Source organism: Pseudomonas sp. A014 (assembly GCF_052378495.1).
Classification (GTDB): Bacteria; Pseudomonadota; Gammaproteobacteria; order Pseudomonadales; family Pseudomonadaceae; genus Aquipseudomonas; species Aquipseudomonas machongensis.
Genome location: NZ_CP199001.1, coordinates 5,102,137 through 5,128,232, shown reverse-complemented (window position 1 = coordinate 5,128,232; position 26,096 = coordinate 5,102,137). Strand labels below are relative to the sequence as shown.

The window sequence follows — 26,096 nt, the reverse complement described above, 5'->3', positions numbered from 1 at the left end:
GCCGGTGCCATGCAGCGCGGTGTTGCTTTCGCGGGCAAGTCGGGGCGCCGAACCGCCGCTCCCACAGGGACCTGCGCTCCTACACAGGCTGTGTCGTTTGGCCGGCCGGCATCAAGGTCGCGATCAACGCCCGTACCGTGCCCGGTAACGCATCCAGCTCGCGCACCAGGATGCTGCGCTCACGCACCGCCCACGGCTCATCCAGCTCGATGGTCACCAGGTTCATGGTGTGGCTGTGCCGCACCGCCGAAGACTCGGGGATGATCCCGATCCCCACGCCGGCCTCGACCATCCGGCAGATCGCCTCGAAGCTCGACATCTGGATCCGCAGCGCCAGGCTCTGGCCAATACGCTCGACGTGATCGCGCAAGAAGGTCAGCAAGGTGCTGCCGTCATGCAGGCCGATGTGCTGGTAGGCCAGGGTCTGCTTGAGCGTCACCTGCTTGCGGCCCGCCAGCTCGTGACCGGCCGGCACGATCAGCACCAGCCGGTCGGTACTGAAGCGCATCACCTGCAGCCCGGCCGCCTCCACGGGCCCGGCGATGATACCCATGTCGCTGCTGCCATCGAGCACCCCGCGCACGATATCGCGTGACAGCCGCTCCTGCAGATCGACCGTCACTCCAGGCCGCTGGGCGAGAAACCCGGCCAGCACTTCGGGCAGGAACTCGGTCACCGCAGTGGTGTTGGCGAAGATGCGGATGTGCCCGGCCGAGTCGGTGCCGAACTGGGTGAACTCGGCCTTGAGGTACTCCACCTGACGCATGATCAGGCGCGCATGGGTCAGCAGTTTCTGACCGGCGGGCGTCAGCTCCACGCCACGGCTGTCGCGGTACAGCAGGCGGGTGTCGAGCTGCGCCTCGAGGGCCTTGATCCGCGCGCTGGCTGCGGCGGGGGAGAGAAACGCACGGCGCGCACCTTGGGTGAGGCTCGGCGATTCGCCGATGTGGATGAAGAGCCGCAAGTCAGCCAGGTCGAAGTGCATGGGGGAGTCCTGTCGTAGCAGAGGCGTTCGGCATTTATGAACGCTGGTTTACGCAAATGCAAATTCACAGAATGCCGGGCGCCTCGCATGATCGGCCCATAACAACAAATGCAGAGGCCCCATGCTCATGACTGCTTCGACTTCGCCCACCGACTTCAGCGCCTGGATCGGCCGCACCGAAGAGGCCTGGGATGTGCTCAGCCGCAACCTGGTCAAGCGCATTGCCGCGACCTTCGGTGAGGCCGCGCCAGGCCATGGTGATGCGCTGCCGCATCTGTGGACCTGGTGCTTCTTCCAGGAGCCGCTGCCAGAGTCGCAACTGGGCAGCGACGGTCATCCTGCCCGTGGCGGCTTCCTGCCACCGGCCGACAACCGCAACCGCATGTGGGCTGGCGGGCGGGTCGAATTCATCGCGCCGCTGAAAGTCGGCGGTGAAGCCCACCGCCTGTCGACCATCCTGCACATCGAGGAAAAGCACGGACGCACCGGCGCACTGCTGTTCGTCACCGTGCGCCACGACTACTCCCAGGACGGCCGCCTGTGCATCCGCGAGGAGCAGGACATCGTCTACCGCGAGCCCAATCCGCCCAAGCGCGGCAGCGGCACGCCGAGCGAGGTGGGTGAGTGGAGCGAAACCATCACCCCGACGCCGACGTTGCTGTTCCGCTACTCGGCGATCACCTTCAACGGCCACCGCATCCACTACGACCACCCCTACGTCACCGAGACCGAAGGCTACCCCGGCCTGGTGGTGCATGGCCCGATGATCGCCACCCTCAACCTGCGCGCCTTCGTGCGGGCCCACCCCGACAAGCCCGTGCGCCACTTCGCCTACCGCGGTGTGCGGCCGCTGACCCTGCCAGCAGCGTTCCAGGTCAGTGGCTGCATCGAGGCACCTGGCAAGGCGCGCCTGTGGGCCGGTAACGCCGACGGCACCGCACAGAGTGCCGAAGTGACCTTCGACTGACCTCCTCAAGCCTTCGCAGAGAGTCCACACATGCACAGCTACGACAGCGATGACCTCAATGCCATCCGCGAGGGCGTGCGCGCCCTGTGCGCCGAATTCCCCGCCGAATACTGGCGCCGGATCGATGAAGAAAAAGGTTTTCCGGAAGCCTTCGTCAAGGCCATGACCGATGCCGGCTGGCTGTCGGCGATGATCCCCGAGGAATACGGCGGATCAGGCCTGGGCCTGGCCGAGGCGTCGGTGATTCTCGAGGAGGTCAACCGCTGTGGCGGCAACTCGGGCACCATCCACGGGCAGATGTACAACATGTTCACCTTGCTGCGAAACGGCAGCGACGAGCAGAAGCGCTTCTACCTGCCCAAGCTTGCCAGTGGCGAGCTGCGCCTGCAGTCGATGGGCGTTACCGAGCCGACCACCGGCACCGACACCACCAAGATCAAGACCACTGCCGTGCGCCAGGGCGACAAGTACGTGATCAATGGGCAGAAAGTGTGGATCTCGCGCGTGCAGCATTCGGACCTGATGATCCTGCTGGCGCGCACCACGCCGCTGCCGGAGGTGAAGAAGAAATCCGAAGGCATGTCGATTTTCCTGGTCGACCTGCGTGAAGCGATCGGCAACGGCCTGACCGTGCAGCCGATCGCCAACATGGTCAACCACGAGACCAACGAGCTGTTCTTCGACAACCTGGAAATCCCGGCCAGCAGCCTGATTGGCGAGGAAGGCAAAGGCTTCCGCTACATCCTCGACGGCCTGAACGCCGAGCGCACGCTGATTGCCGCCGAGTGCATCGGCGATGGGCGCTGGTTCGTCGAAAAGGCCAGCCAGTACGCCCGCGACCGCGTGGTGTTCGGTCGCCCGATCGGGCAGAACCAGGGGGTGCAGTTCCCAATCGCCGAGGCCCATATCGAGATCGAGGCCGCCGACCTGATGCGCTGGCGCGCCTGCGCCGAATACGACAGCGGCGCCAACGCCGGGGCGGCGGCGAACATGGCCAAGTACCTCGCGGCCAAGGCCTCGTGGGAAGCGGCCAATGCCTGTCTGCAGACCCACGGCGGCTTCGGCTTTGCCAACGAATACGACGTCGAGCGCAAGTTCCGCGAAACCCGCCTGTACCAGGTGGCGCCGATCTCCACCAACCTGATCCTGTCGTACGTGGCCGAGCACCTGCTCGAGCTGCCGCGCAGCTTCTGAGGAGCGACCATGCGTGATACCCAAGCCCTGGCCAGCTTCCTGGCCGACCTGCGCTATGAGGCCATCCCCAGCAGCGTGCTGGACCGCACCGAAGACCTGTTCCTCGACTGGCTCGGCTCGGCCCTGGCCAGCCAGGGATCGCACCCGATCCCGCTGTTCGAGCGTTACGCCGAGCGCATGGGGCCCTCGTCAGGCCGTGCGCGGGTGCTGACCAATGGCCGGCGCACCTCGGCCTATTTCGCCGCGCTGGTCAACGGCGCCGCCTCGCACCTGGTCGAGCAGGACGATCTGCACAACAGCTCCGTGCTGCACCCGGCCACCGTGGTGTTCTCCGCCGTGCTGGCGGCCGCGCAAGACCTGGGCAAGTCCGGCCAGGACCTGCTGCTGGCCTCGGTGGCTGGCTACGAAGCCGGCATTCGCATCGGCGAATTCCTTGGCCGTTCGCACTATCGGATCTTCCACACCACCGCCACCGTCGGCACCCTGGCTGCCGCTGTGGGCGTGGGCAAGCTGCTGGACTTCAACCAGGAGCAGTTCATCAACCTGCTCGGCAGCGCCGGCACCCAGGCCGCCGGCCTGTGGGAGTTTCTGCGCGACGCCGCCGACTCCAAGCAACTGCACACTGCCAAGGCCGCCGCCGACGGCCTGCTTGCCGCCTACCTCACCGCCGATGGTCTGACCGGGGCGCGCAACATTCTCGAAGGTGACCAGGGCATGGCTGCGGGCATGTCCAATGACGCCGACCCTGCGCGGCTCTCCGACCGGCTCGGCACGCGCTGGGCGCTGGCGGAAACCTCGTTCAAGTTCCACGCCTCGTGCCGTCACACCCACCCGGCGGCTGACGCGCTGCTGCACCTGATGCAGCGCGAGGGGCTGGGCCATGAGCAGATCGCTGAAGTCATCACCCGCGTGCACCAGGGCGCCATCGATGTGCTGGGGCGGGTGACCACGCCGAGCACCGTGCACCAGGCCAAGTTCTCCATGGGCACAGTGCTGGGCCTGATCGCCGTGCACGGCAGCGCGCAGTTGCTGGAGTTCCGCGAGCTGGCACTGACCGACCCGCGCATCGCCGCGTTCCGCGACAAGGTGCGCATGCAACTGGACCCCGAAGTGGACGGCGCCTATCCAGCGCGCTGGCTGGGTCGGGTCGAGGTGCGCTGCGTCGATGGCCGGCAGTTCAGCGCGGCCATCGACGAACCCAAGGGCGACCCCGGCAATACCCTGTCGCGCCCGGAGCTGGAGGCCAAGTTCCAGCGCCTGCTGGCCTATGCCGGGCAGCGCAGCGAGGCCGAGGGCCATGCGCTGATCGAGCGCGTCTGGCAACTGCGTGACGCGCAGTCGCTGGCGGACCTGCATTGAACACCGAACAGGAATTTGCCATGACCCAATCCGCTCCCCGCCCGCTGGACGGCATCACTGTCGTCAGCCTGGAACATGCCATCGCCGCGCCGTTCTGCACCCGCCAACTCGCGGACCTGGGCGCGCGCGTGATCAAGATCGAGCGCCCCGGCAGCGGCGACTTCGCCCGTGGTTACGACCAGCGTGTCGATGGCCTGGCCTCGCACTTCGTCTGGACCAACCGCTCCAAGCAGAGCCTGACCCTGGACCTCAAGCAGGACGAGGCCGACGACATCCTCCTGGCGCTGCTGGCCAAGGCCGACGTGCTGGTCCAGAACCTCGCACCGGGTGCGGCGGCGCGCATGGGGTTGTCGTTCGAGGCCCTGCACGCGCGTTTTCCGCGGCTGATCGTCTGTGATATTTCCGGCTACGGCGAAGGTGGCCCGTACGAGAAGAAGAAGGCCTACGACCTGCTGATCCAGAGCGAGGGCGGCTTTCTCTCGGTGACCGGCGGGCCGGGTGACGAGCAGATGGCCAAGGCCGGATGCTCCGTCGCCGATATCGCTGCCGGTATGTATGCCTACACCGGCGTGCTGTCGGCGCTGCTGCTGCGTGACAAGACCGGTATCGGCAGCCGCATCGACGTGTCGATGCTGGAGAGCCTGGTGGAATGGATGGGCTACCCGATGTACTACGCCTACAACGGCGCGCCGCCACCACCGCGGGCGGGCGCGTCGCACTCGACCATCTACCCGTATGGGCCGTTCCCCACCGGCGGTGGCGGCACCATCATGCTCGGGCTGCAGAACGAGCGGGAATGGCAGCTGTTCTGTGAAAAGGTCCTGCTCGACCCGGCGCTGGCCAGCGATGCGCGTTTCTCCGCGAACTTCCGGCGCTCGGAGAACCGCGAGGTGCTGCGCCAGATCATCATCGACGGCTTCGCAGAACTGTCGCTGGATGAGGTGGTGGCACGTCTTGAAGACGCGCAGATCGCCAACGCCCGGGTCAACGACATGCAGGGCGTCTGGCAGCATCCGCAGCTCAAGGCCAGGGACTGCTGGCGCGAGGTCGACAGCCCGGCTGGCAAGCTGCCGTCGCTGCTGCCGCCAGGGCGCAATGCCGCCTTTACCCCGCGCATGGACCCGGTGCCGGGGTTGGGGCAGCACAGCGCGGCGATCCTCGAGGAGCTGGGTTTCTCGGCTGAAGACCAGGCCCGACTGGCGGCTGCTGGTGTCGTTTGATGACAAGGAGTGATTGCTGATGCCGCAAACCATCGTCCGTTCGGCGCTGTTCGTGCCGGGCAGCCGTCCCGAGCGTTTTGCCAAGGCCCTGGCTGCGGGCGCCGATGCCGTTATCGTCGATTTCGAGGATGCCGTCGAGGAGCCGCTCAAGCTTCAGGCGCGTGACAATCTCGCGGCCTTTCTTGCAGCCCATCCGCAGGCGCGGGTGTGGGTCAGGGTCAACGCCCCGGAGCATGCCGGGCATGCCGATGACCTGGCGTTCTGCGCGCAGCAGTCCGGTGTCAGCGCTGTGCTGCTGCCCAAGGTGGAAAATGCCGCCCAGGTCGCAGTAGCTGCGCGCACTGGCAAACCGGTGCTGCCGATCATCGAGACGGCCAAGGGCTTGCTGGCACTGGAGCGCATTGCCGGTGCCGAGGGGGTCGAGCGTCTGTCGTTCGGCAGCCTGGACCTGGCGCTGGACCTGAACCTCAACACCGACAGCGCCTCGGCCCAGCGCTTTCTTGACCAGGCGCGCATGGCGGTGCAACTGCATTCACGCGGCGCCGACCTGGCACCGCCGCTGGACGGCGTGTTTCCGGCGATTGGCGACCCGCAAGGGCAGCAGCGGGCCATGCGCCATGCCTATGACATGGGCTATGGCGGGGCGCTGTGCATCCATCCCAGCCAGGTGCCGTTGATTCATGGCGTGCTGGCGCCGAGCAGCGAAGAGCTGACCTGGGCACGGCGGGTGGTGGACGCCAGTGTGGCGGCCAAGGGTGCCGGGGCGTTCCAGCTCGATGGGCAGATGATCGATGCGCCGGTGCTGCTGCGGGCGCAGCGCCTGTTGGCATTGGCCGAAAGCACCTAGGCCTTTCGCGGGGCAAACCGGCGGTGTCCTTTTCGCGGGCAAGCCCGCTCCCACAGGAGCTGGGCTGGTTTTAGACTTTGAGCAAGACAGTGACAGCTACAGCGCTGACTCCGAGCTCAACGCTGTACCTGTAGGAGCGGGCTTGCCCGCGAACACCGGCATAGCCGGTGCCCTACACCGCGGTGTCCTTTTCGCGGGCAAAGCCGGTGCCATACCCCCCCATCAGGGAGCGTTCACCTGAGCCAAACGCGGGCTTACACAAAAGCTGATTCTCGAAACACGCCCGATTGGGCCATCGTACCCTTGGCAACGCTTCCCTGCTGACCCCTTCCAACAACAATAAAAGGTGACAACGATGTTGAAGCTGACCCAGGCGCTGTTGTGCGCCGCCGCCGTGTCCGTGGCCGGGCTCGCCCAGGCTGCCGATCCTGTGATCATCAAGTTCGCCCACGTAGTGGCCGACAGCACGCCCAAGGGCCAGGGCGCGCTGATGTTCCAGAAACTGGTCGAGGCCGACCCGCAGCTCAAGGGCAAGGTCAAGGTCGAGGTCTACCCCAACTCCTCGCTGTTCGGCGATGGCAAGGAGATGGAAGCCCTGCTGCTGGGCGATGTGCAGATGCTCGCGCCGTCGCTGGCCAAGTTCGAGCACTACAACAAGCAGGTGCAACTGTTCGACCTGCCGTTCCTGTTCAACGACCTCGCCGCCGTCGACCGCTTCCAGCAAGGCCCGCAGGGCAAGGCGCTGCTGACCTCGATGGAAGACAAGGGCATCCGTGGCCTGGCCTACTGGCACAACGGCCTCAAGCAGCTGTCGGCGAACAAGAAGGTGATCCTGCCCAAGGACGCCCGTGGCCTGAAGTTCCGCGTGCAGGCCTCCAGCGTGCTCGAGGAGCAGTTCAAGGCCATCCGCGCCAACCCGCGCAAGATGAGCTTCGCCGAGGTCTACCAGGGCCTGCAGACCGGTACCGTCAACGGCACCGAGAACACCTGGTCGAACTACGAGAGCCAGAAGGTCAACGAAGTCCAGCCGTTCTTCACCGAGACCAACCACGGCCTGATCGACTACATGGTGATCACCAACGCCAAGTTCTGGAACAGCCTGCCTGAAGACGTGCGCGGCGAGCTGCAGACGATCATGGACAAGGTCACCGTCGAGGTGAACAAGCAAGCCGAGGAACTCAACCAGGCTTCCCGGCAGAAGATCCTCGACGCCAAGACCAGCGAGATCGACCCGCTCACCGCCGAGCAGCGCGCCCAGTGGCGTGAAGCCATGCGCCCGGTGTGGGACAAGTTCTCCGACCAGATCGGCGCCGACCTGATCAAGGCTGCCGACGACGCCAACAAGCCGTCCTGATCATCGCCCCCATCACCCATGGCCACCTGCAGCGCAGGTGGCCCGGCTTCCTTCTGTCCGGAGAATGCCCATGCACAGGATCAGACGCGTCTGGGAGCACTTCGAGGAGGGCATGATCGCCTTCCTCCTGGCAGCCATGACCTTGATCACCTTCATCTACGTGGCGCTGAACAACCTCTACACCCTGTTCTACACCCTCAGCGACCACTGGAGCTTCGCCAGCGAGCTGATGCTCGGCATCGGCGACCACCTCATGGGCTACGCCCAGGAAATGACCTGGAGCATCGCCCTGACCAAGGCGCTGTTCGGCTGGCTGATCTTCTTCGGTATTGCCTACGGCGTGCGCACCGCCGGCCACCTTGGCGTCGACGTGCTGGTGCGGCGCGCGCGCAAGCCGGTGCAACGCATCCTGGCGATGATCGCCTGCGCCTGCTGCCTGGCCTACGCCGGGTTGTTCCTGGTCGCCAGCATCAAGTGGGTGAGCGCGGTATTCGTCGCCGGCATCGGTGCCGAAGACCTCGATCGCTACGGCATCAAGATCGGCCACATCGCGCTGATCGTGCCGTTCGGCTTCGCCCTGATCATCGTGCGCTACCTGGAAATCCTCTACCGCATCTTCACCCACCGCCAGACCAGTCTGGGCCTCGCGGATGAAGCAGCGGAAGCGAGCAAATTGGCCAACCCGGGCGAGGAGTCACACTGATGACCGTTATCTGCCTGTTCCTGCTGCTGTTCGTGTTCATGTTCCTCGGCGTGCCGATCGCCATTTCCCTCGGCCTGTCGGGCGCGGTGTCGATCCTGCTGTTCAGCCAGGACTCGCTCAGCTCCCTGGCGATCAAGCTGTTCGAAACCTCCGACAGCTACACCTTCCTGGCGATCCCGTTCTTCCTGCTGTCGGGCGCGTTCATGACCACCGGTGGCGTCGCCCAGCGCCTGATCGACTTCGCCAACGCCTGCGTCGGCCACATCCGCGGCGGCCTGGCCATTGCCGCAGTGCTGGCATGCATGCTGTTCGCCGCGCTGTCCGGCTCCTCGCCCGCCACCGTCGCCGCAGTCGGCTCCATCGCCGTGGCCGGCATGGTGCGCTCGGGCTATCCGAAGGAGTTCGGCGCCGGGATCATCTGCAACGCCGGCACCCTCGGCATCCTCATTCCGCCATCGATCGTCATGGTGGTGTACTCGGCCGCCACCGAAACCTCGGTCGGCAAGCTGTTCATGGCCGGTGTGATACCCGGGATCCTGCTGGGCGTCTTCCTGATGGTGACCATCTACATCGTCGCCCGCATCAAGAAACTCCCCGCCCAGCCGCGTGCCAGCTTCGCCGAATGGCTGCGCACCGCCCGCCGGGCGTTCTGGGGCCTGTTGCTGCTGGTGATCATCCTCGGCGGCATCTACAGCGGCATGTTCACCCCCACCGAAGCCGCGGCCGTGGCGGCGGTGTACTCGGCGTTCATCGCGCTGTTCGTCTACAAGGACATGAGCTTCAGGGACTGCCCCAAGGTGCTGCTCGAGTCCGGCCGCCTGACCATCATGCTGCTGTTCATCATCGCCAACGCCATGCTCTTCGCCCACGTGCTGACCACCGAGCAGATTCCCCAGCAGATCACCCAGTGGGTGCTCTCCGAAGGCCTGACGCCGATCGGCTTCCTGATCATGGTCAACGTGGTGCTGCTGGTGGCGGGGAGCTTCATGGAGCCCTCGGCGATCATCCTGATCCTGGCGCCGATCTTCTTCCCGATCGCGATGAAGCTGGGCATCGACCCGATTCACCTGGGGATCGTCATGGTGGTGAACATGGAGATCGGCCTGGTGCATCCGCCGGTGGGGTTGAACCTGTTCGTGACCAGCGCGGTGACTGGGTTGACGCTGGGGCAGACGATTCGCGCGGCGTTGCCGTGGTTGTCGATTTTGTTGTTGTTCCTGGTGTTGGTGACGTATGTGCCGTTCATTTCGCTGGCGTTGCCGGAGTGGTTGGGGATGCCGTAGCGGGCGCGTCTGGCGCCACTGAAAGGTTCAAGAGCTGAAAGCCCGCCCACGGCTGGTGGGGGCGGGCTCTCTGCATGCCAGTCAGAACCTTGGGGGCAGCTGTCTTGCTCAAAATCTAAAGACCAGCACAAGCCCTGGACTGCCCCCAAGGGTTGGATTGGTGTCCAACTTCTTGGGGGCAGCCCATCCTGTGGGAGCGGCGGTTCGGCGCCCCGACTTGTCCCGCGATCACCGGCGAAGCCGGTGCCATCCCACAGAAATCCTTTCCAGCTCCACCGCAATCTCAGTCATACAGCCACGGCTTGAGCTCGCTCAGATTACCGATGACCACCTGTTGCGCCTCGGCCTTGGGGTCGAGGTTCTTCGGGTCGATCTGGTAGCGCTGCAGCACATACTTGACCAACGCCTGGCGCGTCGGAATCTCCAGACGCCCATCGATCATCCCGTAGTCGCGCTGGATGATCGCCTTCTGTGCCTCGTCCAGCCGCGGATCGGGTTGCAGGATCACCGCAATCTCGCTGTTCCACACCTCATCACCTTCTACGCCATTGCCATTGCTTTCCAGCAGCTCCGGCGTCCCACGGATCCGACTCAGCACGAAGTCCCGATACGCCGCATTCTTCTCGCAATACGCGCGCACGTGCCAGCGCATGCCGGTGTAGACCAGCGTATGCGGTTCGATCACACGCACTTCGGGCTCGGGATTGGCCAGGGACACATACTCGATCTCAAGCCGCAGCTTGTCGCGACAGGCCTTGAGCAGCGGTCGCAGGATCTCGGGCTGGATACTGCGGTCAGGCACCTGCAGCACCAAGGTATGGGCATACGCTAGCTTCAGCCCTTCGATGTGAGGCGCACGCTCATTGTTCTGGGCCAGCAGGTCCAGATAGGCACTGGCGCTGAGGTCGATGAAGCGCGGATTGAAGGTCTTGCTCGGCACATAGCCCTTGAGCTGCTTGTCATATGTCAAGTTTCTTGACGCATGCTCCGTGATGTAGGTGTTGATGTCCTTCGACGCCTGCTGGCGACTGATGCCGAAGCTCTGCATCAGATGGCCCGTGGTCAGCCGGCCCTCCCACCAGACAATGGTCTCGATCAACCGATAGCGAAGCGCCAGGTCCCAGCGAACCTGGGCGATGGATTGTTTGCGTTTCATGAGCCCCCCATGTGTGCGGATACTTTACCTGTATGAGTCAACACTATGGACCTGTCGTGCAACTCTACATATCGTTTGTCTGGCATGAAGGCACATTGCTGCATAGGGAGAGATAGACACATGGGTATCTACGATTGGGTTGCACTGGGCGCAATGGCAATGATCGGCGTCATCCTGCTGGTGATGCTGTTGCAGTACATCAAGCTGCGCGATCTCTGGGAGGGGTTGAGTCGATGCCGGGAGGCGCTGCGCTGGGCGCGGATTTTCGAGAGTGAGAATAAAGAGCTGAAGCGGACGTTGGTGGCGGAGAGGAAGAGGGTTAGGGAGTTGCAGGGGTTGTTGGAGGGCGTGTCCAAGAAGGCGGGAGTGCAGTGATGCAGGGCTACATGGCTAGAAAGCCCGGAAAGCACAAGGCCGGTGTTCGGAATGCTACCAAAGAGACCTTGAATAACGGTGAAGGCATTTTGATAGTATTGGGCTCTTTCGAACAGTGTTCATAAACAGGATCTCCCGCGCGAGCGAATACCGCAGCCGGGCCGCGTCAGGAATGGAATGATGACTCTACTCGATTTTTTGAACGCCAAGACCTACTCCGGCGCGGGCAAGATCTACGTATCGCCCGATATCCCGAAAAAACTCTTGAGCAACGCCGTCTCGGCCTACGCCCCTCATGTCGACCCGAGCGAGGTGTTGGTTCTCATCGATGACACGGTATTCGGTAGCGGTAAAGACGGGGCTCTGGTGACCGCAGACGAGTTGGTGGTCAAGGAAATTTTCACCGACCCAGCGGTGTACCCATTCGACCGCATGCAAGCCATCAGCGGTCAGGGCAACAAGGTCTATGCCGGCAAAAAGGCGATCATGACCTTGAACGTACCTGCCAAGGAAGACGTTCAAGTTTTCTTCACGCTGTTGGGAAAATGGGCCGCGGGGCGTGATCAAGCCGGTGATGTACCTGATGCACAAGCCAGTGCTGGCACAACAGCTGTGGGCAGTGAGCTGACCGACGAGCAGGTCGAGCAGCTTGCAGAAGCGATACTGGTTGCCGCCCAGCGATTGGCTCCTGAGCGTGTGTTCGTTCAGCCTCATATCCCGCCCAAGAAGCTTCAGGCAGCCTTGGCCTCCTATGGCGGGAACCTGGCAGCGGACGACGTTCTGGTCCTGGTCGATGACACCCTGTTCGGCAGTGCCAAGGAAGGCCTGCTGTTGGCGCGCGAGACACTGGCGCTAAAGATGGTGTTCGATACGCCGCGCTTGTTCTTCTGGCGACACACCCAGGAACTGCATGTCGAAAAACGCGACTTGTTCGTGAACTCCAGAAAGATTGGCAGCCTGACCCAATTGGGTAGCAAAGAGTTGACGCCGTTCCTCAACGCCATCAACCAGGCGCTGGATGCGATACGTGCCACGAGCGCCGGCCCATCGTCGCCTTCATTGCCAGTCGAGCCAGCCTCGGTAGAGCGAGTTATCGCTGAACCCAAGGCATCCCCAGTTCCTGCCATTGCCCCGGTATCCAAGCTCCCCGTTGAAGTCGAAGACACTCGCGTTCAAGTGTTGGAGAGTTTGGACCAGCCAGACAAGCCAGGCAGCAAGGACAAGATCTTGGGCTATGTCGCCAGTGCGATCGAACAGAACAAGTCGAAGATCATCCCCTTCCTCAAGGAGAAGACTGGCGAGGCCTCGCTGGCGGCGATTCGCGATGATGCAAACGTCGAGAAGCTTGCGTCCTTCTTGTATGCGTTCCTGCCCGGTGTTGTGCGCCTGGCATTGAAGGAGCAGGTATTTGTCCGCTTCATGCTCGACAACCGCGACAAGTTACTCGAAAAGCTCCTGCAGAATGAAAGCCTGTCCCGGGAGCTGCTGCTCACCAACGACGCGCGTCCACGCACGTTCGATGACGAGCTGGACGAGCTTTTGGGGGAAACCGTGCCTGTTGCGAGTGGACGCGATGTCTTGGCCAGGTTCAAAGCGCTGGACCAGACGATCCGCAAAGAGGCGGCAGGGGAGGACGATGAAATCTGGATGTACAAACTGCCGATCACCTTCCTGAACCTGATCTTGCGTCGCCTTGAAAAGTTGGAAGCGCCTGCTCAGCAGGTCGAGGCTCAGGTATTGAGTGTGCTGTCGATCATGTACGGCTTCTCGTTCCACAAGATTCCCGAACAGGTCCGCCAGGAAGAGAACGTGTTCCAGGCCTATTTCATGGGCTACATGATGCTGTGCGAACGCTATGAGCAAACGCCAGGTGCGACGGTGGACACAGAGGCCGAATGCCTGCCTGTGGCGTTGGGGCTGGCCAAGATGGTGGATAGGCAGACGCTCAACAAGATGGTCCGTCAGTTGCTGGAGAATGACTCGTCCATGCAGCAGGCGGGGTATCTGGGGTCTGAAGACATCTTGGCGCTTCTGAGGGAGGCGAATCACTTTGCGGAAAAGTGGTTTGAAGCCTTGGCCAGCAAGGTGCTGGAAGAGGAGCGGGAAATCCAGCGCAAGTGGGGTGACTTGCTCGGTTGATGTTCTGGGGTAGAACACCCGGCAAAGACTTTTCGCCACAGCCATTTACAACCTGATTCAAGGATGCGAGCCCGCTATGAAAGCACAGCACTTCATCGACGACCTTGCCGACGCCATCCAGAAAGATGCGCATCTGGATGAGGCTGCCAGAAACACCATCTACCGTAATCTGGCGCGACTCAAAGATACCAAGGTCAACCTGTTGATCACCGGGGCAACCGGATGCGGCAAGTCCTCGACGATCAATGCATTGTTCAACACCGACAAAGCCAAGGTCGGCCAGGGCGTCGACCCCGAGACCATGGAAATCGCCCGCTACGAACTGGATAACATCGTGCTGTTCGACTCCCCGGGCCTGGGCGATGGCAAGGAGGCGGATATTCGCCATGCCAGGAACATCACAGCAAAGTTGGCCGAACTCGATGAGCATGGCGAGCCACTCATCGACTTGGTGCTGGTGATTCTCGACGGTTCCAGTCGTGACCTTGGCACCTCGTTCGAACTGATCAGCCAGGTGATCATCCCCGCGCTGAACGGAGAACATAAACGCCTGCTGGTGGCCATCAACCAGGCCGACATGGCCATGAAGGGGCGTCACTGGGACAAGGGCCGAAATCAGCCTGAGCCAGAGCTGGTGAAGTTCCTCGAAGAGAAAGTGACCTCCACCAAACGACGCATCAAGGAAGCCACAGGCGTCGACGTGGAACCGATCTATTACGCAGCTGGCTACAAAGAGGCCAGCGACGCGCAGAACCCGTACAACCTGTCGAAACTGCTGTTGCACATCCTGCGTCACACCAAGGCGCAAAAACGTGCGGTGTTCATCCAGGACGTCAATGTCGATGAGCAAATGTGGAAAGACGACGACCGTCTTGAAGACTATCGCAAGGAAATCAGCATTTCGGTGCTTGAGTCCGTAAGAGATGGTGCTTCGGCGGGTGCCGATCTGGGAGGTCAAGCAGGCAAGGCCATTGACCGCCTGCTGGGCGGTCGACTGGGCGGGGCGGCCGAAGCGGTAGGCAGGGTCATTGGCGGCGTTGGCGGCGCGATATTCGGCCTGTTCAAGAGCATTTTCTAGCACATCGTCAAACGAGCCGGCATAGCGCCGAGGCTCATCAAGGGAGGACCTGGATGTTCTTCACACAGTCTTTTGCGAACACGTTGAGTGCTGCGGCAGACGCGACCAAACAGATCCTCTGGCTTCAGCAAGGCAGCAATTACCGCCGCGACGACATCCGCACGAAAATCGAACAGTGTGGCCTGCTCTATCCCTTGGATGTTCTTTTGGTGGGGGGTACAGGAACCGGCAAGAGCTCCACGCTGAACGCCCTGTTCGGCAATGCCGTTGCCGGTGTAGGCGATGGTGTCGACCCTCACACACAGGCAGTCGACGCCTACCGCCTCCACAGCCACTTGCGTTTCCATGATTCAGCCGGGCTGGGCGACGGCAAGGACGCCGACCTGCGTCACAGCAAGGCGATCACCGAGCACCTAGGCCTGGTGACCAAGAACAATCCTGAGCACGGTTTTATCGACCTGGCCATGGTGATTCTGGACGGCGGCTCGAGAGACCTGGGTACAGCGTTCAGCCTGCTGGAGAAAGTAGTGCTCAAGGCCATCTCAGCCGATCGAGTGATCGTCATCATTAATCAGGCTGACATGGCCATGAAAGGCCGCCACTGGGATCAGAGGCGCAACCGACCAGAACCTGAACTGATCGCCTTCCTCGATGAAAAGGCCAAGTCTGTGCAGCGTCGCCTGCAGGAAGCCACTGGCCTGACCATCAAACAGCCGATCTGCTACAGCGCCACCTGCGGCTACAACCTGCATGCCGTGATTGACCATATCTACGAACACATACCCAGCAGCATTCGCCAGATGAAATGAGCTGCCGCATGACAGCCCATTGCACATTACTGGACGCTTGCGCACTCACTTACTGAATGGAGCGAAACCCATGGCAAACGAAAACTTCGAACACGTCTACTCCGACGATTCGTTCTGGGACAAGATCAAGAACTTCGCCAAGGCTGCTGGCGAAACGGCGCTGGAGCCTGCGCTGAAGATGTATTACTCGGCCACCGACAACGACACCCCGACCTGGGCCAAAACCACCATCTACGGCGCGCTGGGGTACTTCATCTCGCCTATCGACGTAATCCCGGATGTGACCCCGTTCATTGGTTATACCGATGATGTTGGTGTGCTCTGCGCAGCGTTGGCAGCAACCGCTGCCCATATCAAGGAGGAACATGTGACAAAGGCGAAAGAAACGTTGGCGCAGTGGTTCTCCTGAATCCGCCTCGCTAACCGCCCACGGTTACAGCAAAGATCTCAGTAGCCCTCCATAAATAACGTTGCCTCGAGATGGCGTAACGTGTACTGCTCCGGGCCAGACTGATCAACAGCAGCCAACATGGCTCGGCCCAGCGCATTGGCGTCAAGCTGGGCCGCCCAGCATCTGTAAGCGTTGCGCCAGGCAAGGTAAGTGGCCCGAGGGCGTGAACCGCCCCGACCAGCGACCCGCCCCAGTGCCGGATAGCGCTGGCGCAACTGGGTGATGTCTACATCTGACAAAGCGGCTTCGGCCAGAGCAAGAAATGCTGTTGCCACGCGGGAGTCATAGATCAGGAAATCTTCGGGGTAGAACACGGCATAGAGTTTGGTCCAGGCGCTGTTCATCGCGGCAATCTGTGTGCGGTTACGAAGTTTAGCCAGGCGTAGGTTATCGATGACTACCTGAGGGTCCTGGGTGGGCACACGCACGCCGCCCCATTTGCAGATATCGGTGAAAAGTTGAAGCACTGCGCTGGCATCGCGGTTCAGATCCGGGCTCAGTGAACGTGCCCTTGTGATGAAACTGTCGAGGATCTTTTCGGTGGCGGTGAAGTTGGTGGCTGGATTTGGCCAGAAGTAAGCGTCCAAGCGAGCCTTGAAGCCAAATGCGGGTTTCGCGGGGTGAAGTGCGCGGCGTTTGCGGTCGAGGATTTGAAACGGGGTCTGGATCAGGTGATCAAGCAAGCGGGCTTCGATGCTTTGGCCGAAGTGCGGTTTTGGTTGAGTGGGCACGGGTTGGGTGGATTCGGCTTGGTCGAGGGTTTCTTCCTGCTCGTTCAGGCCTAGTACCTCGTAGAGGCCTTTGGCGATGCGTTTGTATTGTGGTGCTTTGCCCGCATTGACCCAATGCCCCGTATTTTGGGCTGCGTTGGCCAGTTGTGTGCGGATGTAGTCTTTTTTGTAGAAGTTGAAGCCTACTCGGTAGTACTCGGCGTTTCCGTTTGCGGTTTGGCGGATGACGTGGCGATCGGCAGTGAGGAGATCTTTGGCTCGGAGAGGGTGGGGTAGGGCTCCCTCCTGGATTTCAAGGATGATTGAGTCGTGGAGGGGCATGGGGTGGTCCTGGTGTGTCTGATGTGGGGCCGGGGGGATTTGAAACAACCGCCTATTTATTTGGTTTTTATCTATTTGTAGCGGTTTAGTTTTACCTGTGGAATACCAACAGGAATACCAATGTCTCATTCGGTACAGTCAGCGCGATGGTATGACGTTATTCTGCTCCGAGTCCTCAATCACCGTGCGGGCGGCTATCGATGGCATTTGGTACGGCTATGAAACCTTCATCCGAACTGCCAAGGCGCCGCTCCAGGGGCTAATTTTGCCAATCCCCTCCACCATTGTCGTACCGTTACTTTCATGTACTCGCCAGGTGCGCGCCGTTCTCTGCTTCCGTTCTTATCAGGGCTTTGAATCGCCCTGGTTCCTAGACACTCTCTCAAGCTGAGGAAATAGTGTTGCTCCGGGCCTGCCCCGTGACAGCTGCGTAGCCCTGTCCAGGTCACGGCGACGTGGCGAAGACGTGAATGTTCCAGATTTGAAAAACCGCTAGCTGAATAGGGAAATCAGTACCTTAGCCTGTTCTGATACTGGTACGAAGCTACCCAACCGGTTAAGGTTTGGCATCAATCAAGACATCCCGCAGGAAGGCGCGTCATTCGCCTCGCCCGCCCAGTAAGGAACAACAGCTTGAACCAGCAAAACCTCGCCGATTTCATCTGGAGCGTGGCCGATGTGCTGCGCGGCGATTTCAAACAGTCCATCTACGGCCGCATTATCCTCCCCTTTACCTTGCTGCGCCGCTTGGAGTGCGTGCTGGAGCCGACCCGTGACAAGGTGCGCAGTCAATACGAGAGTATGAAGGCCAGCGGCGTGGACATGGACCTGATCCTGCCAACCACGGCCGGCGCCACCTTCTACAACGTCTCGCAGTTCTCCCTAGGCTCGGTCGGTTCCACCAGCACCCGCGCCAACCTGGAGGACTATGTCGCCAAGTTTTCCGTCAACGCCCGCCAAGTGTTCGAGCACTTTGCTTTCTCTGATTGGCTGGTTCAGCTCGACAAGGCCAACCTGCTGTACCTGGTGACGCAGAAGTTCGCCAATATCGATCTGCACCCTAATACCATCAGCAACCACGAGATGGGATTGGTGTTTGAGCACCTGATCCGCAAGTTCGCCGAATCCGCCAACGACACCGCGGGAGAGTTTTTCACCCCGCGCGATGTGGTGCGCCTGGCTACCACCCTGGTATTCGCCCCGGATCATCAAGCGCTCAATGGCGAAGGCGTGGTGCGTACTGTGTATGACTGCGCCGCCGGTACCGGCGGCTTTCTTTCTTCAGCCATTGAGCAGGTGGCCGAGTGGAACCCCAATGCCCGCCTGGTACCCTACGCCCAGGAGCTCAACCCTGAGACCTACGCCATCTCCGTGGCGGACAAGCTGATCCAGGGCTTCGAGACCCGCAACATCAAACTCGGCAACACTCTGTCTAACGACCAATTGCCTCATGAGCAGTTCGACTACTGCCTGGCCAACCCGCCGTTCGGTGTGAAGTGGGAGAAGGTGCAGAAGCAGGTGCAGGACGAGCACAGCCAACAGGGCTACGCCGGCCGCTTTGGTCCTGGCCTGCCGCGTGTGGGCGACGGTTCGCTACTGTTCCTCATGCATCTGCTGTCCAAGCGTAAACCCATTGAGCTGGGCGGCACGCGCATCGGCATCGTGCTGTCCGGCTCGCCGTTGTTCAATGGTGGTGCTGGTTCGGGCGAGTCGGAGATCCGCCGCTGGATTCTGGAGAACGACTGGCTTGAGGCGATCATCGCCCTGCCCACCGACCTGTTCTACAACACCGGCATCGGCACCTATATCTGGGTGCTGTCCAACCACAAGGACGCATTGCGCAAGGGCAAGGTACAGCTGATCGACGCCAGCGCCATACACGCGCCTATGCGCAAAAGCCTGGGCAGCAAGCGTAAGTATTTGTCGGACGAGCAGAACGCCGAGATCGCCAAGCTGCACGAGGCCTTCGAGGAAGGCCCGAACTCGAAGATCTTCGCCACTACTGACTTCGGCTACCGCCGTATCACTGTCGAGCGACCGCTGCGCCTGCGCTTCTCGGTCACCCCGGACAAACTCGCTGCCTACCAGAACACCAAGAGCGCCGATCAAATCGAGGCTTTTGCCGGCGTGCAGGACGAGTTCGACAACCTGCCTACCTTCCTCAAAGCCGCGGGCATCAAGAAACTCAGCAAGGGCGCGCTCAAGGCAGCGCTGTCCTGCTTCGGTGAGCGCGACGGCAATGCCCAGCCGGTACTGGACGACAAGGGCAATTTGCAGGCCGACTCCGAACTGCGCGAGTTCGAGAATGTGCCCCTCTGCCAGAACATTGACGAATACTTCGCCCGTGAAGTGCTGCCCCATATGCCGGATGCTTGGATCGACACCGGCAAGACGGATGCGAAGGACGGCTTTGTCGGAATTGTCGGCTATGAGATCAACTTCAACCGTTACTTCTATGTCTACCAGCCGCCGCGCCCGCTGGCGGAGATCGATGCCGACCTCAAGGCTGTGGAGGCCGAAATCGCCGCGCTGCTGGGGGAGGTAACGGCATGAGTCATTACAAATCTTACCCATCCTACAAAGACTCCGAGGTGGAGTGGTTGGGGGCTATCCCTGAGAACTGGGAAATTTCTCGCCTTGGCTTTGAGACCTGGGTTAGAGCTCGACTGGGGTGGAAGGGGCTGAAGGCAGAAGAATACGTAGACGATGGGTATGCATTCCTTTCCACTCCCGACATAAAGGGACCGGAAATAGATTTTTCTGACGTCAACTTCATCACTGAAGAGCGTTATGAGGAATCGCCCGAGATAAAGCTTGCTATAGGGGATGTTCTTCTTGCCAAAGACGGCTCTACTCTAGGCACTGTAAATGTTGTTAGAAAGTTGCCGCGTGCGGCCACTGTCAATAGTTCTATTGCGGTCATTACGCCTTCCCAGAGGCTTAGTTCTTTGTACTTGTATTACTTATTTAAAGGAGCTTACTTGGAGAACACCATCCAAGTGCTAAAGGGAGGAATGGGAGTACCGCATCTGTTTCAGTGGGATATCAATAAATTCAAGATACCTCTGCCTAGCTTGGTGGAGCAAACTAAAATTGCAGCTCACCTCGACCGCGAAATCGCTCGCATCGATGCGCTGATTGAAAAGAAAGCCCGTTTTATCGAACTGCTGCGCGAAAAGCGCCAGGCGCTGATCACCCACGCCGTCACCAATGGCCTCGATCCGGACGTGGAGATGAAAGACTCCGGGGTGGAGTGGCTGGGAGAGGTGCCGGAGCACTGGGATGTGCTCAGCTTCCAGCGGTGCGTTCGCATCGCTGAAGGACAAGTCGATCCGGAAAAGTCGCCCTATCGGGAAATGGTGTTGCTCGCGCCCAACCATATCGAGTCTGGCTCGGGGCTGCTTCTTTACACGGAGACGGCTGAAGAACAGAATGCTGAGAGCGGAAAATATCTTTGTAAAAAGGGTGATGTTGTTTACAGCAAAATCCGTCCGGCACTGAGAAAGGTCTGCATTGCTCCGGATTTGAGTCTGTGCAGCGCTGATATGTATCCGATGCAGGGGCACTCTGGAATGAGTAACCAGTTTCTTTTCTGGTTCCTTCTCTCCGAACCATTTTCTGCGTTCGCTGTATTGGAGGCTGATCGCGTCGCTATGCCGAAGATTAATCGTGAGTCACTGAATAGCGTCCAGCTTCCCAGGCCCCCGCTGAACGAGCAGATAGAGATTGTTGCTTGGGTGGAGCAGCTCACTGCAAGGCTAGACAACTTGAGAGCCAAAACCGAACGGAGCATCGAGCTTCTCAAAGAACGCCGCTCCGCCTTTATCACCGCAGCCGTCACCGGCCAGATTGACCTGCGGGAGTCGGTATGAATCAGGGCCGTAGCCTGCGTCTGTTCCTGGTGGATGGCACGTCCAATGGCCTGCTCACCGCCGAGATCATGAACTGGACCGGCCATGTGCTGACCGGCCCACGTTCTAAATTGGCCGAGCTGGTGCAGCGTCCCGAATGCGCGCGCACCGGTGTGTACTTTCTTGTCGGTCCCGACCCGGACGACAGCCTGCGCACCCGGGTGTATATCGGCGAGTCTGATGATGTGGCCCAGCGTCTAAAGCAACATAACCGTCCGCAAGAGCAGGGTGGCAAGGACTTCTGGGAGCGTGTCTGTCTGATTACCAGCAAGGACCAAAACCTGACCAAGGCGCATGCCAAGTATTTGGAGAGCCAATTAATCCAAATCGCCAGTCAAACCGGTCGCTGTGTAGTAGGCAATGGCACAGCGCATAGCTACACCAACTTGCCTGAGTCGGATCGTGCGGACATGGCGTTTTTCCTCGAGCAGATCCGCATCGTGCTACCAGTGCTGGGCTTCGACTTCCTGCGCGAGCTGATCAAACCCTCCAAACTCGTTATGGCACCAGTCGAGCAACCGGTTAGCCAATCGCCACGTTTTGCTTTACAGCTTCCAAAGAGCAAGGAGCGCGCGCAAGCGCAAGAGGTTGATGGGGAGTTCTTTGTACTGAAAGGGTCCCGAGCTCGAGCTCAGTGGGTAGGAACTGCGGATCACAACTACCGGAACCTGTACCAGCAGTTAGTGAGTGACGGTGTCATGATCAGTGACGGAAGTGAGTACCTAATGTTCAAGGATGACTATGCCTTCAGTAGTCCGAGTGCCGCGGCAGCGGTTGTATATGGTCGTGCAGCCAGTGGTCGAATCTCTTGGCTAGTCGAGGGTAGTGGCGAAACTTATGCCGCCTGGCAGGACAGTCAATTGAGTGGTATCGGTGTGAACCCGGAAAATGAGTTGCTAAGTGAGTAAGATCGAGCAGCCGCAGCGCTTGATCCTAGTGTGCTACGAGAACATCAGCAGATAAGCCAGGTAATTTAAATTTCGGTCTTTGGATTTGTCGCGGTAAGGGATTAGTCGTCGATGAAACTCACCACCAGCTGGTTGAAACCACCCTATGCGAGTGGCGGTATTGATCACCTCGGCACTCAGGCGCCCTGCGTAATGATCTATGGCCAGTTACTGCCTGGCATTACCAATGTCACTGATAGGGCGCGCTATTACTCGTTTTATCCTTGGTTGGTATGGTCCTATGACCAGCGTTACGCGAAGAATGACTACAACCACTTTGTCGAGCGGTTTCGGCGTGCAGACTGCCTATTCACCCTGATTGCCGAGCAGCACGCACAGGTGACCGACCACAACAACGAGCGACACGGCGTCGCTATGGTCGGTCGCACCAAGCTGGTTCCCTCACTCGCCAGTCTGAAAACCGGTGAACCACTGCGGCTATCGCTCTACGCGACGACCGAGGAAACGCCACAGCGCTACTTCATGAATCGGCTAGGTGGTCTTTCGCAGTACTACGCGGGCACTCTGGCCGATCTGCAATTGATGGAGTCGTCCGGCCGTTCCTGGAGTTTCTATAGCAGCCAGTATGGCGCGCCGCTGGCGCAGAGTGTCGATGCGTCTGTACCTGGTGAGCGGTTCTGGCAGGTTGTAGAAAACGACTTGGTGACACTCGAAGAGCTCGACGAGCTGAGCGGTTTCTGCGCCTGCAACGTTGCTGGTAGCCTACGCGAGCATCAGCAGCTCACTGATATTTTCTTCGATACAGGCAACCGCTATTCAGAGGAAGGCACTCAGCGACGCCGAAGCCTGGGTCTGATTCAGCAATTGGCGGAAGCCCTGCCGAACGGATGGGATCTGACCGAGGATGTGTTCCGAGCCTGTGTCTATAGCGTCACTCTGCCTAATGGTGCTGCGTGGGAAATTCCCGATGCCTTGCGATCGACTCAGGCGCACTGGGCTGTCTATGTGCGCAATGACCTGATGTCGGTGGCCTTCCAGACGATACTCGCCATCTGCCTACAGGAAATGCAACCGCAATCGGCGGCGCAGCGGCGGGTATTTCATAGCGTCGAGATGTTCGCTGGCTGGTTTGCCGGCTCGTCAACTGTTGCCGGAGTACTGAGTAATCTGGGGGCGGGGAATTTTGGAGATCTGGTTGCCAGCAGCAGGGCGAACGCTCCGGCGCTCACTGACTGGACAAATGACGAGCATGAGATTCAGTTGGGTCGGCAGTTGATTGGTGGCTGGCAGTCGGGAGTAGATATTGCGCCGCTGCTTTCACATAGCCTGAGCCTGCTGGCAATGCTGGTTGCTCGCGATGATCCAGGGCAGCAGCCGTATTCAGGGTTGGCGATCACTTTTGAGGCACTCAGGGACTATCCGATCAACCTCATCAGCTTCCGCAACCGTGGTGCCGACTGGCAGACGATGTCTCTGGAGCATGTGATTGCCGATCTGGTCGTTTGGTGTTTGGACACCCATCTTCGAGTGGCACTGCGCAAACTCCGACAATCCAACCGCTCGACCTTCCATTTGCGACCGTCCGAGCGAGGCTTGGAAGTGGTGGGTGACCAGATCCCGCTGCCATCGCCGACTACCCCTCGTTTCCAGCAGGCGGTACAGATCCTTCGCGACCTTGGAATGCTGACGCGTGATGACAGCCACATGACCAGGCTTACTACATCTGGTCGGACGCAGATGGAGGCCGCCAGTGTCTGACGACGTCTCCCTTCTCGAAGTGATCAAACGTGGAGGTTACGAGGCCTCGTTGATCACCACCTTCAACGCGACACTGCCTTTCTACGAGGAGGTGTTGCTGCGCAAGCTGGTAGCAGCTGGATGCCGGCATAACGTGGTACTCATGGATCGGGGCCAATGTGCAGCCTCGTGGGAAAGCCAGGCAACTCGGCCTCGTCTGGCAGGTCATGCCTACACGCTGCTACCGATTGGTGTGAGCGGCGCCTTTCACCCAAAGGTCTGTCTTCTGTTGGGGGCAAAGAAGGCATCGATTCTGGTCGGCAGCCACAATCTCACGCTGTCAGGGCTTGGCTTCAACCGCGAAATCACCAACTGGATCGAAGTTGGCGGTGCCAAGGATGGTGAGGGTATCGCCGTTCTCAAGGCTGTCGGGCTGATGCTCCGTGAGTGGATCGAGCTGGAACGCGGCAAGGCTCCTGAACCTCTGTTGGAGTCGGCGCTGGTAATTGGCCGTTTCATCAGCCCTTTGATTGCCACGGCCGGAGACATGGGCTCGCCTGCCATACTTGCGCAAGGTTCGAGAAGGCAGGCGCTGATCGATCAAGTTGCTGAGCGGATTACAGCCCCGGTTAGGAGGATTGCGGTGTTGGGGGCGTTCTTCGATCGGGAGCTGGCTCTGCTCAAGGAGTTGAAGACCCGCTGGCCCGTCGCAGATATCGTGGTGGGTATCGATCCCGACTCGGTCCAGCATCCCGGCAGCTATGAAGGCGAAATTGTTCGGTATGTGGATGCGCGAGAGGTTGCTGATCGGGCCGGCTATCTTCATGCCAAGGTTCTCTATCTTGAAACGCATGGCGCTGCGGCCGATGTGTTTGTCAGTGGTAGTGCGAACCCCAGCCGTCCCGCCTGGATGGATGCTGCGAATGGCAATGTCGAGGCCGTAGTGCTACAGGCAGGCATTGCCGCTCGACGCGCTGCTGAGGCCACTTCAATACTCAGCCTGTTCGAGTTGCCCGAGCTGGCGCCAGAGGAGTTCGCTGCGATCCAGGAGCGCAACGAGACCATCGAGATCGAGCAGCAGGCGTCGTTGCCACTGCTTTCGGGCTTTTCGGATGGGGGTAGTGGCCTGATACGTATCAGTTATCGGGGCGAACAGATGTCGGTGACCGAAGCCGTAGTGCTTGGCCCGAACCAGGAGAAGCTGGAGTCACTTGCCCCACTGGAACTACGTGACGACGAAGTCGTGTTAAGAACCAATGTTGAGGTGACAGACATTCGCTCCTGTCTGTTGGAGCATGACGGCAAGCCGATCGCCCGGGCGATGATTCTGCACCCCTCGATCATTGATGCGAGCTCCCGGTCCTCCAGGCAGTACCAGATTCGTTCGGCACTCAGCGAGCTGGGCTCGAGTGAGGCCGATATTTCGAGGGTCATCGCCACCGTTGAGCGGGTGATCTTCGCGAAGCAATCCGATCACGAGATCCAGATGGCAATCCGCGAGTGTCGGGATAAAAAGGATGCGCTTCCAGTTGAGGACGGGCCGACATCGTTGGTGATCAGTGTGAGCGACATGGCTCGGATGAAGCGCAAACAGCGTGTGTTGAAATCCGGTGATTTGGCTTATCTGATCGATGTGCTCATGCGACGCCTGAGCGACGGTCTCGAGGTGCAGAGTGTCGAGGTCGATCGGGCTGGGCGGAGCGAAGAGGAACAGGTTGGCCAGGAGGACGATGGCGGCGATGAGACGAGCGATCCAGTCGAGAAGCCTCAGTTCTGGGACGCTGAAATTGCCCTGGCCGTTGCCAGGAAGGCAAGGGCTTTGAGCAGAAAAATGGTCGCGCAACTGAAGCTGGCCAGTCAGGACGAGTCAAGGAAAGTCAGTGCGTCGATCCAGCTGATTGCGGTACTGGCTCTGATTCGTGAGCTACGCCATCTCGATAAGCAGAAACGCTGGCGAGCAACCGGGCAGGATCTCGTGGAAGAGCGAGATCGTCGTTATCTCCTCGATGAAAGCATTAGGTATTTACTCGGTCCGGGGTCGCGGCTCCTCGAAGTGATCGACAAGTCGATCGACGACGATGCCGATGAGACGATGCAGCTAACTACCTTGCTGGTTTGGCTGGCTTGGGACCTGGGTGATGAATTGTCGGCCAAGGTCAGCCTAATGTGGGGTACGGATGAAAAACTCCGTAGGTTGCAGGCGAATGCGGTGTTCCTGAGGCTGATGCCTTCAATCGCTGCAGACCAGGATGCCAGTGCAGAGCTGCGCGAAAGCATTCAGCGAACACTCAAGCCAACTCCGAGCGCCTCCATTCAGGCAGAGCAATGGCTAATCCTGCATCTGGCTTATGGTTCCTCTTGGTCGCAGGGACAGAAGGAGACCGACGAGTTTGAGCTCGGCGGATACTGCAGGATTTTTGGTTTGGATGATCAGCCGAGGGTCATCGTTGAGCTTGATCAGAATAACGTCGGCTTTTGGGATTTCGATGATGTACGGAAGTTTAAGCGTGACCGAGTAGTTGCGCTGAGGCCGACACAGCCAGCAAGTTACGCCCCGAATTGAGGTGT

Annotated in this window: 21 protein-coding genes; 18 read left to right on the top strand and 3 right to left on the bottom strand. The window is 60.2% G+C overall.

Annotated features, from left to right (window positions below):
* Positions 1–79: 79 nt before the first annotated feature.
* Positions 80–985, bottom strand: a complete 906-nt coding sequence (locus ACTYOL_RS23890; protein WP_444757197.1) for a LysR family transcriptional regulator — start codon at positions 983–985, stop codon at positions 80–82.
* A gap of 127 nt (positions 986–1,112) precedes the next feature.
* Between ACTYOL_RS23890 and ACTYOL_RS23885 the strand changes: the two genes are divergently transcribed.
* The 8 genes from ACTYOL_RS23885 to dctM all read left to right on the top strand — a co-directional run bounded on the left by ACTYOL_RS23885 (position 1,113) and on the right by dctM (position 9,912).
* Positions 1,113–1,952: an FAS1-like dehydratase domain-containing protein gene (locus ACTYOL_RS23885; protein ID WP_054895271.1), complete on the top strand. Its 840-nt coding sequence runs from the start codon at positions 1,113–1,115 to the stop codon at positions 1,950–1,952.
* A gap of 30 nt (positions 1,953–1,982) precedes the next feature.
* Positions 1,983–3,146 (top strand): acyl-CoA dehydrogenase family protein, encoded by a 1,164-nt coding sequence (locus ACTYOL_RS23880; protein WP_054895253.1) that lies wholly within the window; start codon positions 1,983–1,985, stop codon positions 3,144–3,146.
* A gap of 9 nt (positions 3,147–3,155) precedes the next feature.
* A complete protein-coding gene (locus ACTYOL_RS23875; protein WP_444757196.1) occupies positions 3,156–4,505 on the top strand; it encodes an MmgE/PrpD family protein in 1,350 nt (449 codons plus the stop codon).
* Between the two features lie 20 nt (positions 4,506–4,525).
* Positions 4,526–5,725: a CaiB/BaiF CoA transferase family protein gene (locus ACTYOL_RS23870; protein WP_065863036.1), complete on the top strand. Its 1,200-nt coding sequence runs from the start codon at positions 4,526–4,528 to the stop codon at positions 5,723–5,725.
* A gap of 19 nt (positions 5,726–5,744) precedes the next feature.
* Positions 5,745–6,572 carry an HpcH/HpaI aldolase/citrate lyase family protein gene (locus ACTYOL_RS23865; RefSeq protein WP_444757195.1) on the top strand — a complete coding sequence of 276 codons (828 nt, stop codon included), beginning with the start codon at positions 5,745–5,747 and terminating at the stop codon, positions 6,570–6,572.
* A 355-nt stretch (positions 6,573–6,927) separates the two neighbouring features.
* Positions 6,928–7,926 (top strand): TRAP transporter substrate-binding protein, encoded by a 999-nt coding sequence (locus tag ACTYOL_RS23860; RefSeq protein ID WP_444757194.1) that lies wholly within the window; start codon positions 6,928–6,930, stop codon positions 7,924–7,926.
* A 70-nt stretch (positions 7,927–7,996) separates the two neighbouring features.
* Entirely contained in the window at positions 7,997–8,629 is a 633-nt protein-coding gene (locus tag ACTYOL_RS23855) for a TRAP transporter small permease (protein WP_153774938.1), read from the top strand.
* The gene (gene dctM, locus ACTYOL_RS23850) at positions 8,629–9,912 is read left to right on the top strand and encodes a C4-dicarboxylate TRAP transporter large permease protein DctM (RefSeq protein WP_054895247.1); all 1,284 of its coding nucleotides are present in this window, start codon (positions 8,629–8,631) and stop codon (positions 9,910–9,912) included. Before ACTYOL_RS23855 ends, dctM begins: the two co-directional genes overlap by 1 nt.
* A 283-nt stretch (positions 9,913–10,195) precedes the next feature.
* On the opposite strand, the gene ACTYOL_RS23845 is transcribed toward dctM, so the two are convergent.
* Positions 10,196–11,068, bottom strand: coding sequence for a helix-turn-helix transcriptional regulator (locus ACTYOL_RS23845; protein WP_444757193.1), 873 nt, complete (start codon positions 11,066–11,068; stop codon positions 10,196–10,198).
* Between the two features lie 120 nt (positions 11,069–11,188).
* On the opposite strand from ACTYOL_RS23845, the gene ACTYOL_RS23840 reads away from it, so the two are divergent.
* The 5 genes from ACTYOL_RS23840 to ACTYOL_RS23820 all read left to right on the top strand — a co-directional run bounded on the left by ACTYOL_RS23840 (position 11,189) and on the right by ACTYOL_RS23820 (position 15,878).
* Positions 11,189–11,443, top strand: a complete 255-nt coding sequence (locus ACTYOL_RS23840) for a hypothetical protein (protein WP_186710370.1) — start codon at positions 11,189–11,191, stop codon at positions 11,441–11,443.
* Positions 11,444–11,623: 180 nt separating this feature from the next.
* Entirely contained in the window at positions 11,624–13,582 is a 1,959-nt protein-coding gene (locus ACTYOL_RS23835; protein ID WP_444757192.1) for a hypothetical protein, read from the top strand.
* Between the two features lie 76 nt (positions 13,583–13,658).
* Positions 13,659–14,660, top strand: coding sequence for a GTPase family protein (locus ACTYOL_RS23830; protein WP_444757191.1), 1,002 nt, complete (start codon positions 13,659–13,661; stop codon positions 14,658–14,660).
* A 53-nt stretch (positions 14,661–14,713) separates the two neighbouring features.
* Entirely contained in the window at positions 14,714–15,469 is a 756-nt protein-coding gene (locus ACTYOL_RS23825) for a GTPase family protein (protein WP_444757190.1), read from the top strand.
* A gap of 70 nt (positions 15,470–15,539) precedes the next feature.
* A complete protein-coding gene (locus ACTYOL_RS23820; RefSeq protein ID WP_153774944.1) occupies positions 15,540–15,878 on the top strand; it encodes a YkvA family protein in 339 nt (112 codons plus the stop codon).
* 38 nt (positions 15,879–15,916) lie between these two features.
* On the opposite strand, the gene ACTYOL_RS23815 is transcribed toward ACTYOL_RS23820, so the two are convergent.
* Positions 15,917–16,972 carry a hypothetical protein gene (locus ACTYOL_RS23815; RefSeq protein WP_153774945.1) on the bottom strand — a complete coding sequence of 352 codons (1,056 nt, stop codon included), beginning with the start codon at positions 16,970–16,972 and terminating at the stop codon, positions 15,917–15,919.
* 633 nt (positions 16,973–17,605) lie between these two features.
* Between ACTYOL_RS23815 and ACTYOL_RS23810 the strand changes: the two genes are divergently transcribed.
* From ACTYOL_RS23810 to ACTYOL_RS23790, 5 genes are all read left to right on the top strand, one after another.
* Entirely contained in the window at positions 17,606–19,525 is a 1,920-nt protein-coding gene (locus ACTYOL_RS23810; RefSeq protein WP_444757189.1) for a type I restriction-modification system subunit M, read from the top strand.
* A complete protein-coding gene (locus ACTYOL_RS23805; protein WP_444757188.1) occupies positions 19,522–20,844 on the top strand; it encodes a restriction endonuclease subunit S in 1,323 nt (440 codons plus the stop codon). The genes ACTYOL_RS23810 and ACTYOL_RS23805 overlap by 4 nt, the downstream gene beginning before the upstream one ends.
* Complete coding sequence (locus tag ACTYOL_RS23800; protein ID WP_444757187.1) at positions 20,841–21,791, top strand: GIY-YIG nuclease family protein; 951 nt, start codon at positions 20,841–20,843, stop codon at positions 21,789–21,791. Before ACTYOL_RS23805 ends, ACTYOL_RS23800 begins: the two co-directional genes overlap by 4 nt.
* A 111-nt stretch (positions 21,792–21,902) precedes the next feature.
* On the top strand, positions 21,903–23,549 hold the full coding sequence (locus ACTYOL_RS23795) for a hypothetical protein (RefSeq protein ID WP_444757186.1): 1,647 nt from the start codon (positions 21,903–21,905) through the stop codon (positions 23,547–23,549).
* Positions 23,542–26,091 (top strand): hypothetical protein, encoded by a 2,550-nt coding sequence (locus tag ACTYOL_RS23790; protein ID WP_444757185.1) that lies wholly within the window; start codon positions 23,542–23,544, stop codon positions 26,089–26,091. Before ACTYOL_RS23795 ends, ACTYOL_RS23790 begins: the two co-directional genes overlap by 8 nt.
* Positions 26,092–26,096: the final 5 nt, after the last annotated feature.

Excerpts from the sequence above, each read along its gene's own strand:
- ACTYOL_RS23820 (WP_153774944.1), top strand. The coding sequence starts at position 15,540 with ATGGCAAACGAAAACTTCGAACACGTCTACTCCGACGATTCGTTCTGG.
- ACTYOL_RS23795 (WP_444757186.1), top strand. The coding sequence starts at position 21,903 with ATGAAACTCACCACCAGCTGGTTGAAACCACCCTATGCGAGTGGCGGT.
- ACTYOL_RS23855 (WP_153774938.1), top strand. The coding sequence starts at position 7,997 with ATGCACAGGATCAGACGCGTCTGGGAGCACTTCGAGGAGGGCATGATC.
- ACTYOL_RS23890 (WP_444757197.1), bottom strand. The coding sequence starts at position 985 with ATGCACTTCGACCTGGCTGACTTGCGGCTCTTCATCCACATCGGCGAA.
- ACTYOL_RS23875 (WP_444757196.1), top strand. The coding sequence starts at position 3,156 with ATGCGTGATACCCAAGCCCTGGCCAGCTTCCTGGCCGACCTGCGCTAT.
- ACTYOL_RS23845 (WP_444757193.1), bottom strand. The coding sequence starts at position 11,068 with ATGAAACGCAAACAATCCATCGCCCAGGTTCGCTGGGACCTGGCGCTT.
- ACTYOL_RS23865 (WP_444757195.1), top strand. The coding sequence starts at position 5,745 with ATGCCGCAAACCATCGTCCGTTCGGCGCTGTTCGTGCCGGGCAGCCGT.
- ACTYOL_RS23870 (WP_065863036.1), top strand. The coding sequence starts at position 4,526 with ATGACCCAATCCGCTCCCCGCCCGCTGGACGGCATCACTGTCGTCAGC.
- ACTYOL_RS23840 (WP_186710370.1), top strand. The coding sequence starts at position 11,189 with ATGGGTATCTACGATTGGGTTGCACTGGGCGCAATGGCAATGATCGGC.
- ACTYOL_RS23880 (WP_054895253.1), top strand. The coding sequence starts at position 1,983 with ATGCACAGCTACGACAGCGATGACCTCAATGCCATCCGCGAGGGCGTG.
- ACTYOL_RS23815 (WP_153774945.1), bottom strand. The coding sequence starts at position 16,972 with ATGCCCCTCCACGACTCAATCATCCTTGAAATCCAGGAGGGAGCCCTA.
- ACTYOL_RS23885 (WP_054895271.1), top strand. The coding sequence starts at position 1,113 with ATGACTGCTTCGACTTCGCCCACCGACTTCAGCGCCTGGATCGGCCGC.
- dctM (WP_054895247.1), top strand. The coding sequence starts at position 8,629 with ATGACCGTTATCTGCCTGTTCCTGCTGCTGTTCGTGTTCATGTTCCTC.
- ACTYOL_RS23835 (WP_444757192.1), top strand. The coding sequence starts at position 11,624 with ATGACTCTACTCGATTTTTTGAACGCCAAGACCTACTCCGGCGCGGGC.
- ACTYOL_RS23805 (WP_444757188.1), top strand. The coding sequence starts at position 19,522 with ATGAGTCATTACAAATCTTACCCATCCTACAAAGACTCCGAGGTGGAG.
- ACTYOL_RS23830 (WP_444757191.1), top strand. The coding sequence starts at position 13,659 with ATGAAAGCACAGCACTTCATCGACGACCTTGCCGACGCCATCCAGAAA.
- ACTYOL_RS23860 (WP_444757194.1), top strand. The coding sequence starts at position 6,928 with ATGTTGAAGCTGACCCAGGCGCTGTTGTGCGCCGCCGCCGTGTCCGTG.
- ACTYOL_RS23825 (WP_444757190.1), top strand. The coding sequence starts at position 14,714 with ATGTTCTTCACACAGTCTTTTGCGAACACGTTGAGTGCTGCGGCAGAC.
- ACTYOL_RS23800 (WP_444757187.1), top strand. The coding sequence starts at position 20,841 with ATGAATCAGGGCCGTAGCCTGCGTCTGTTCCTGGTGGATGGCACGTCC.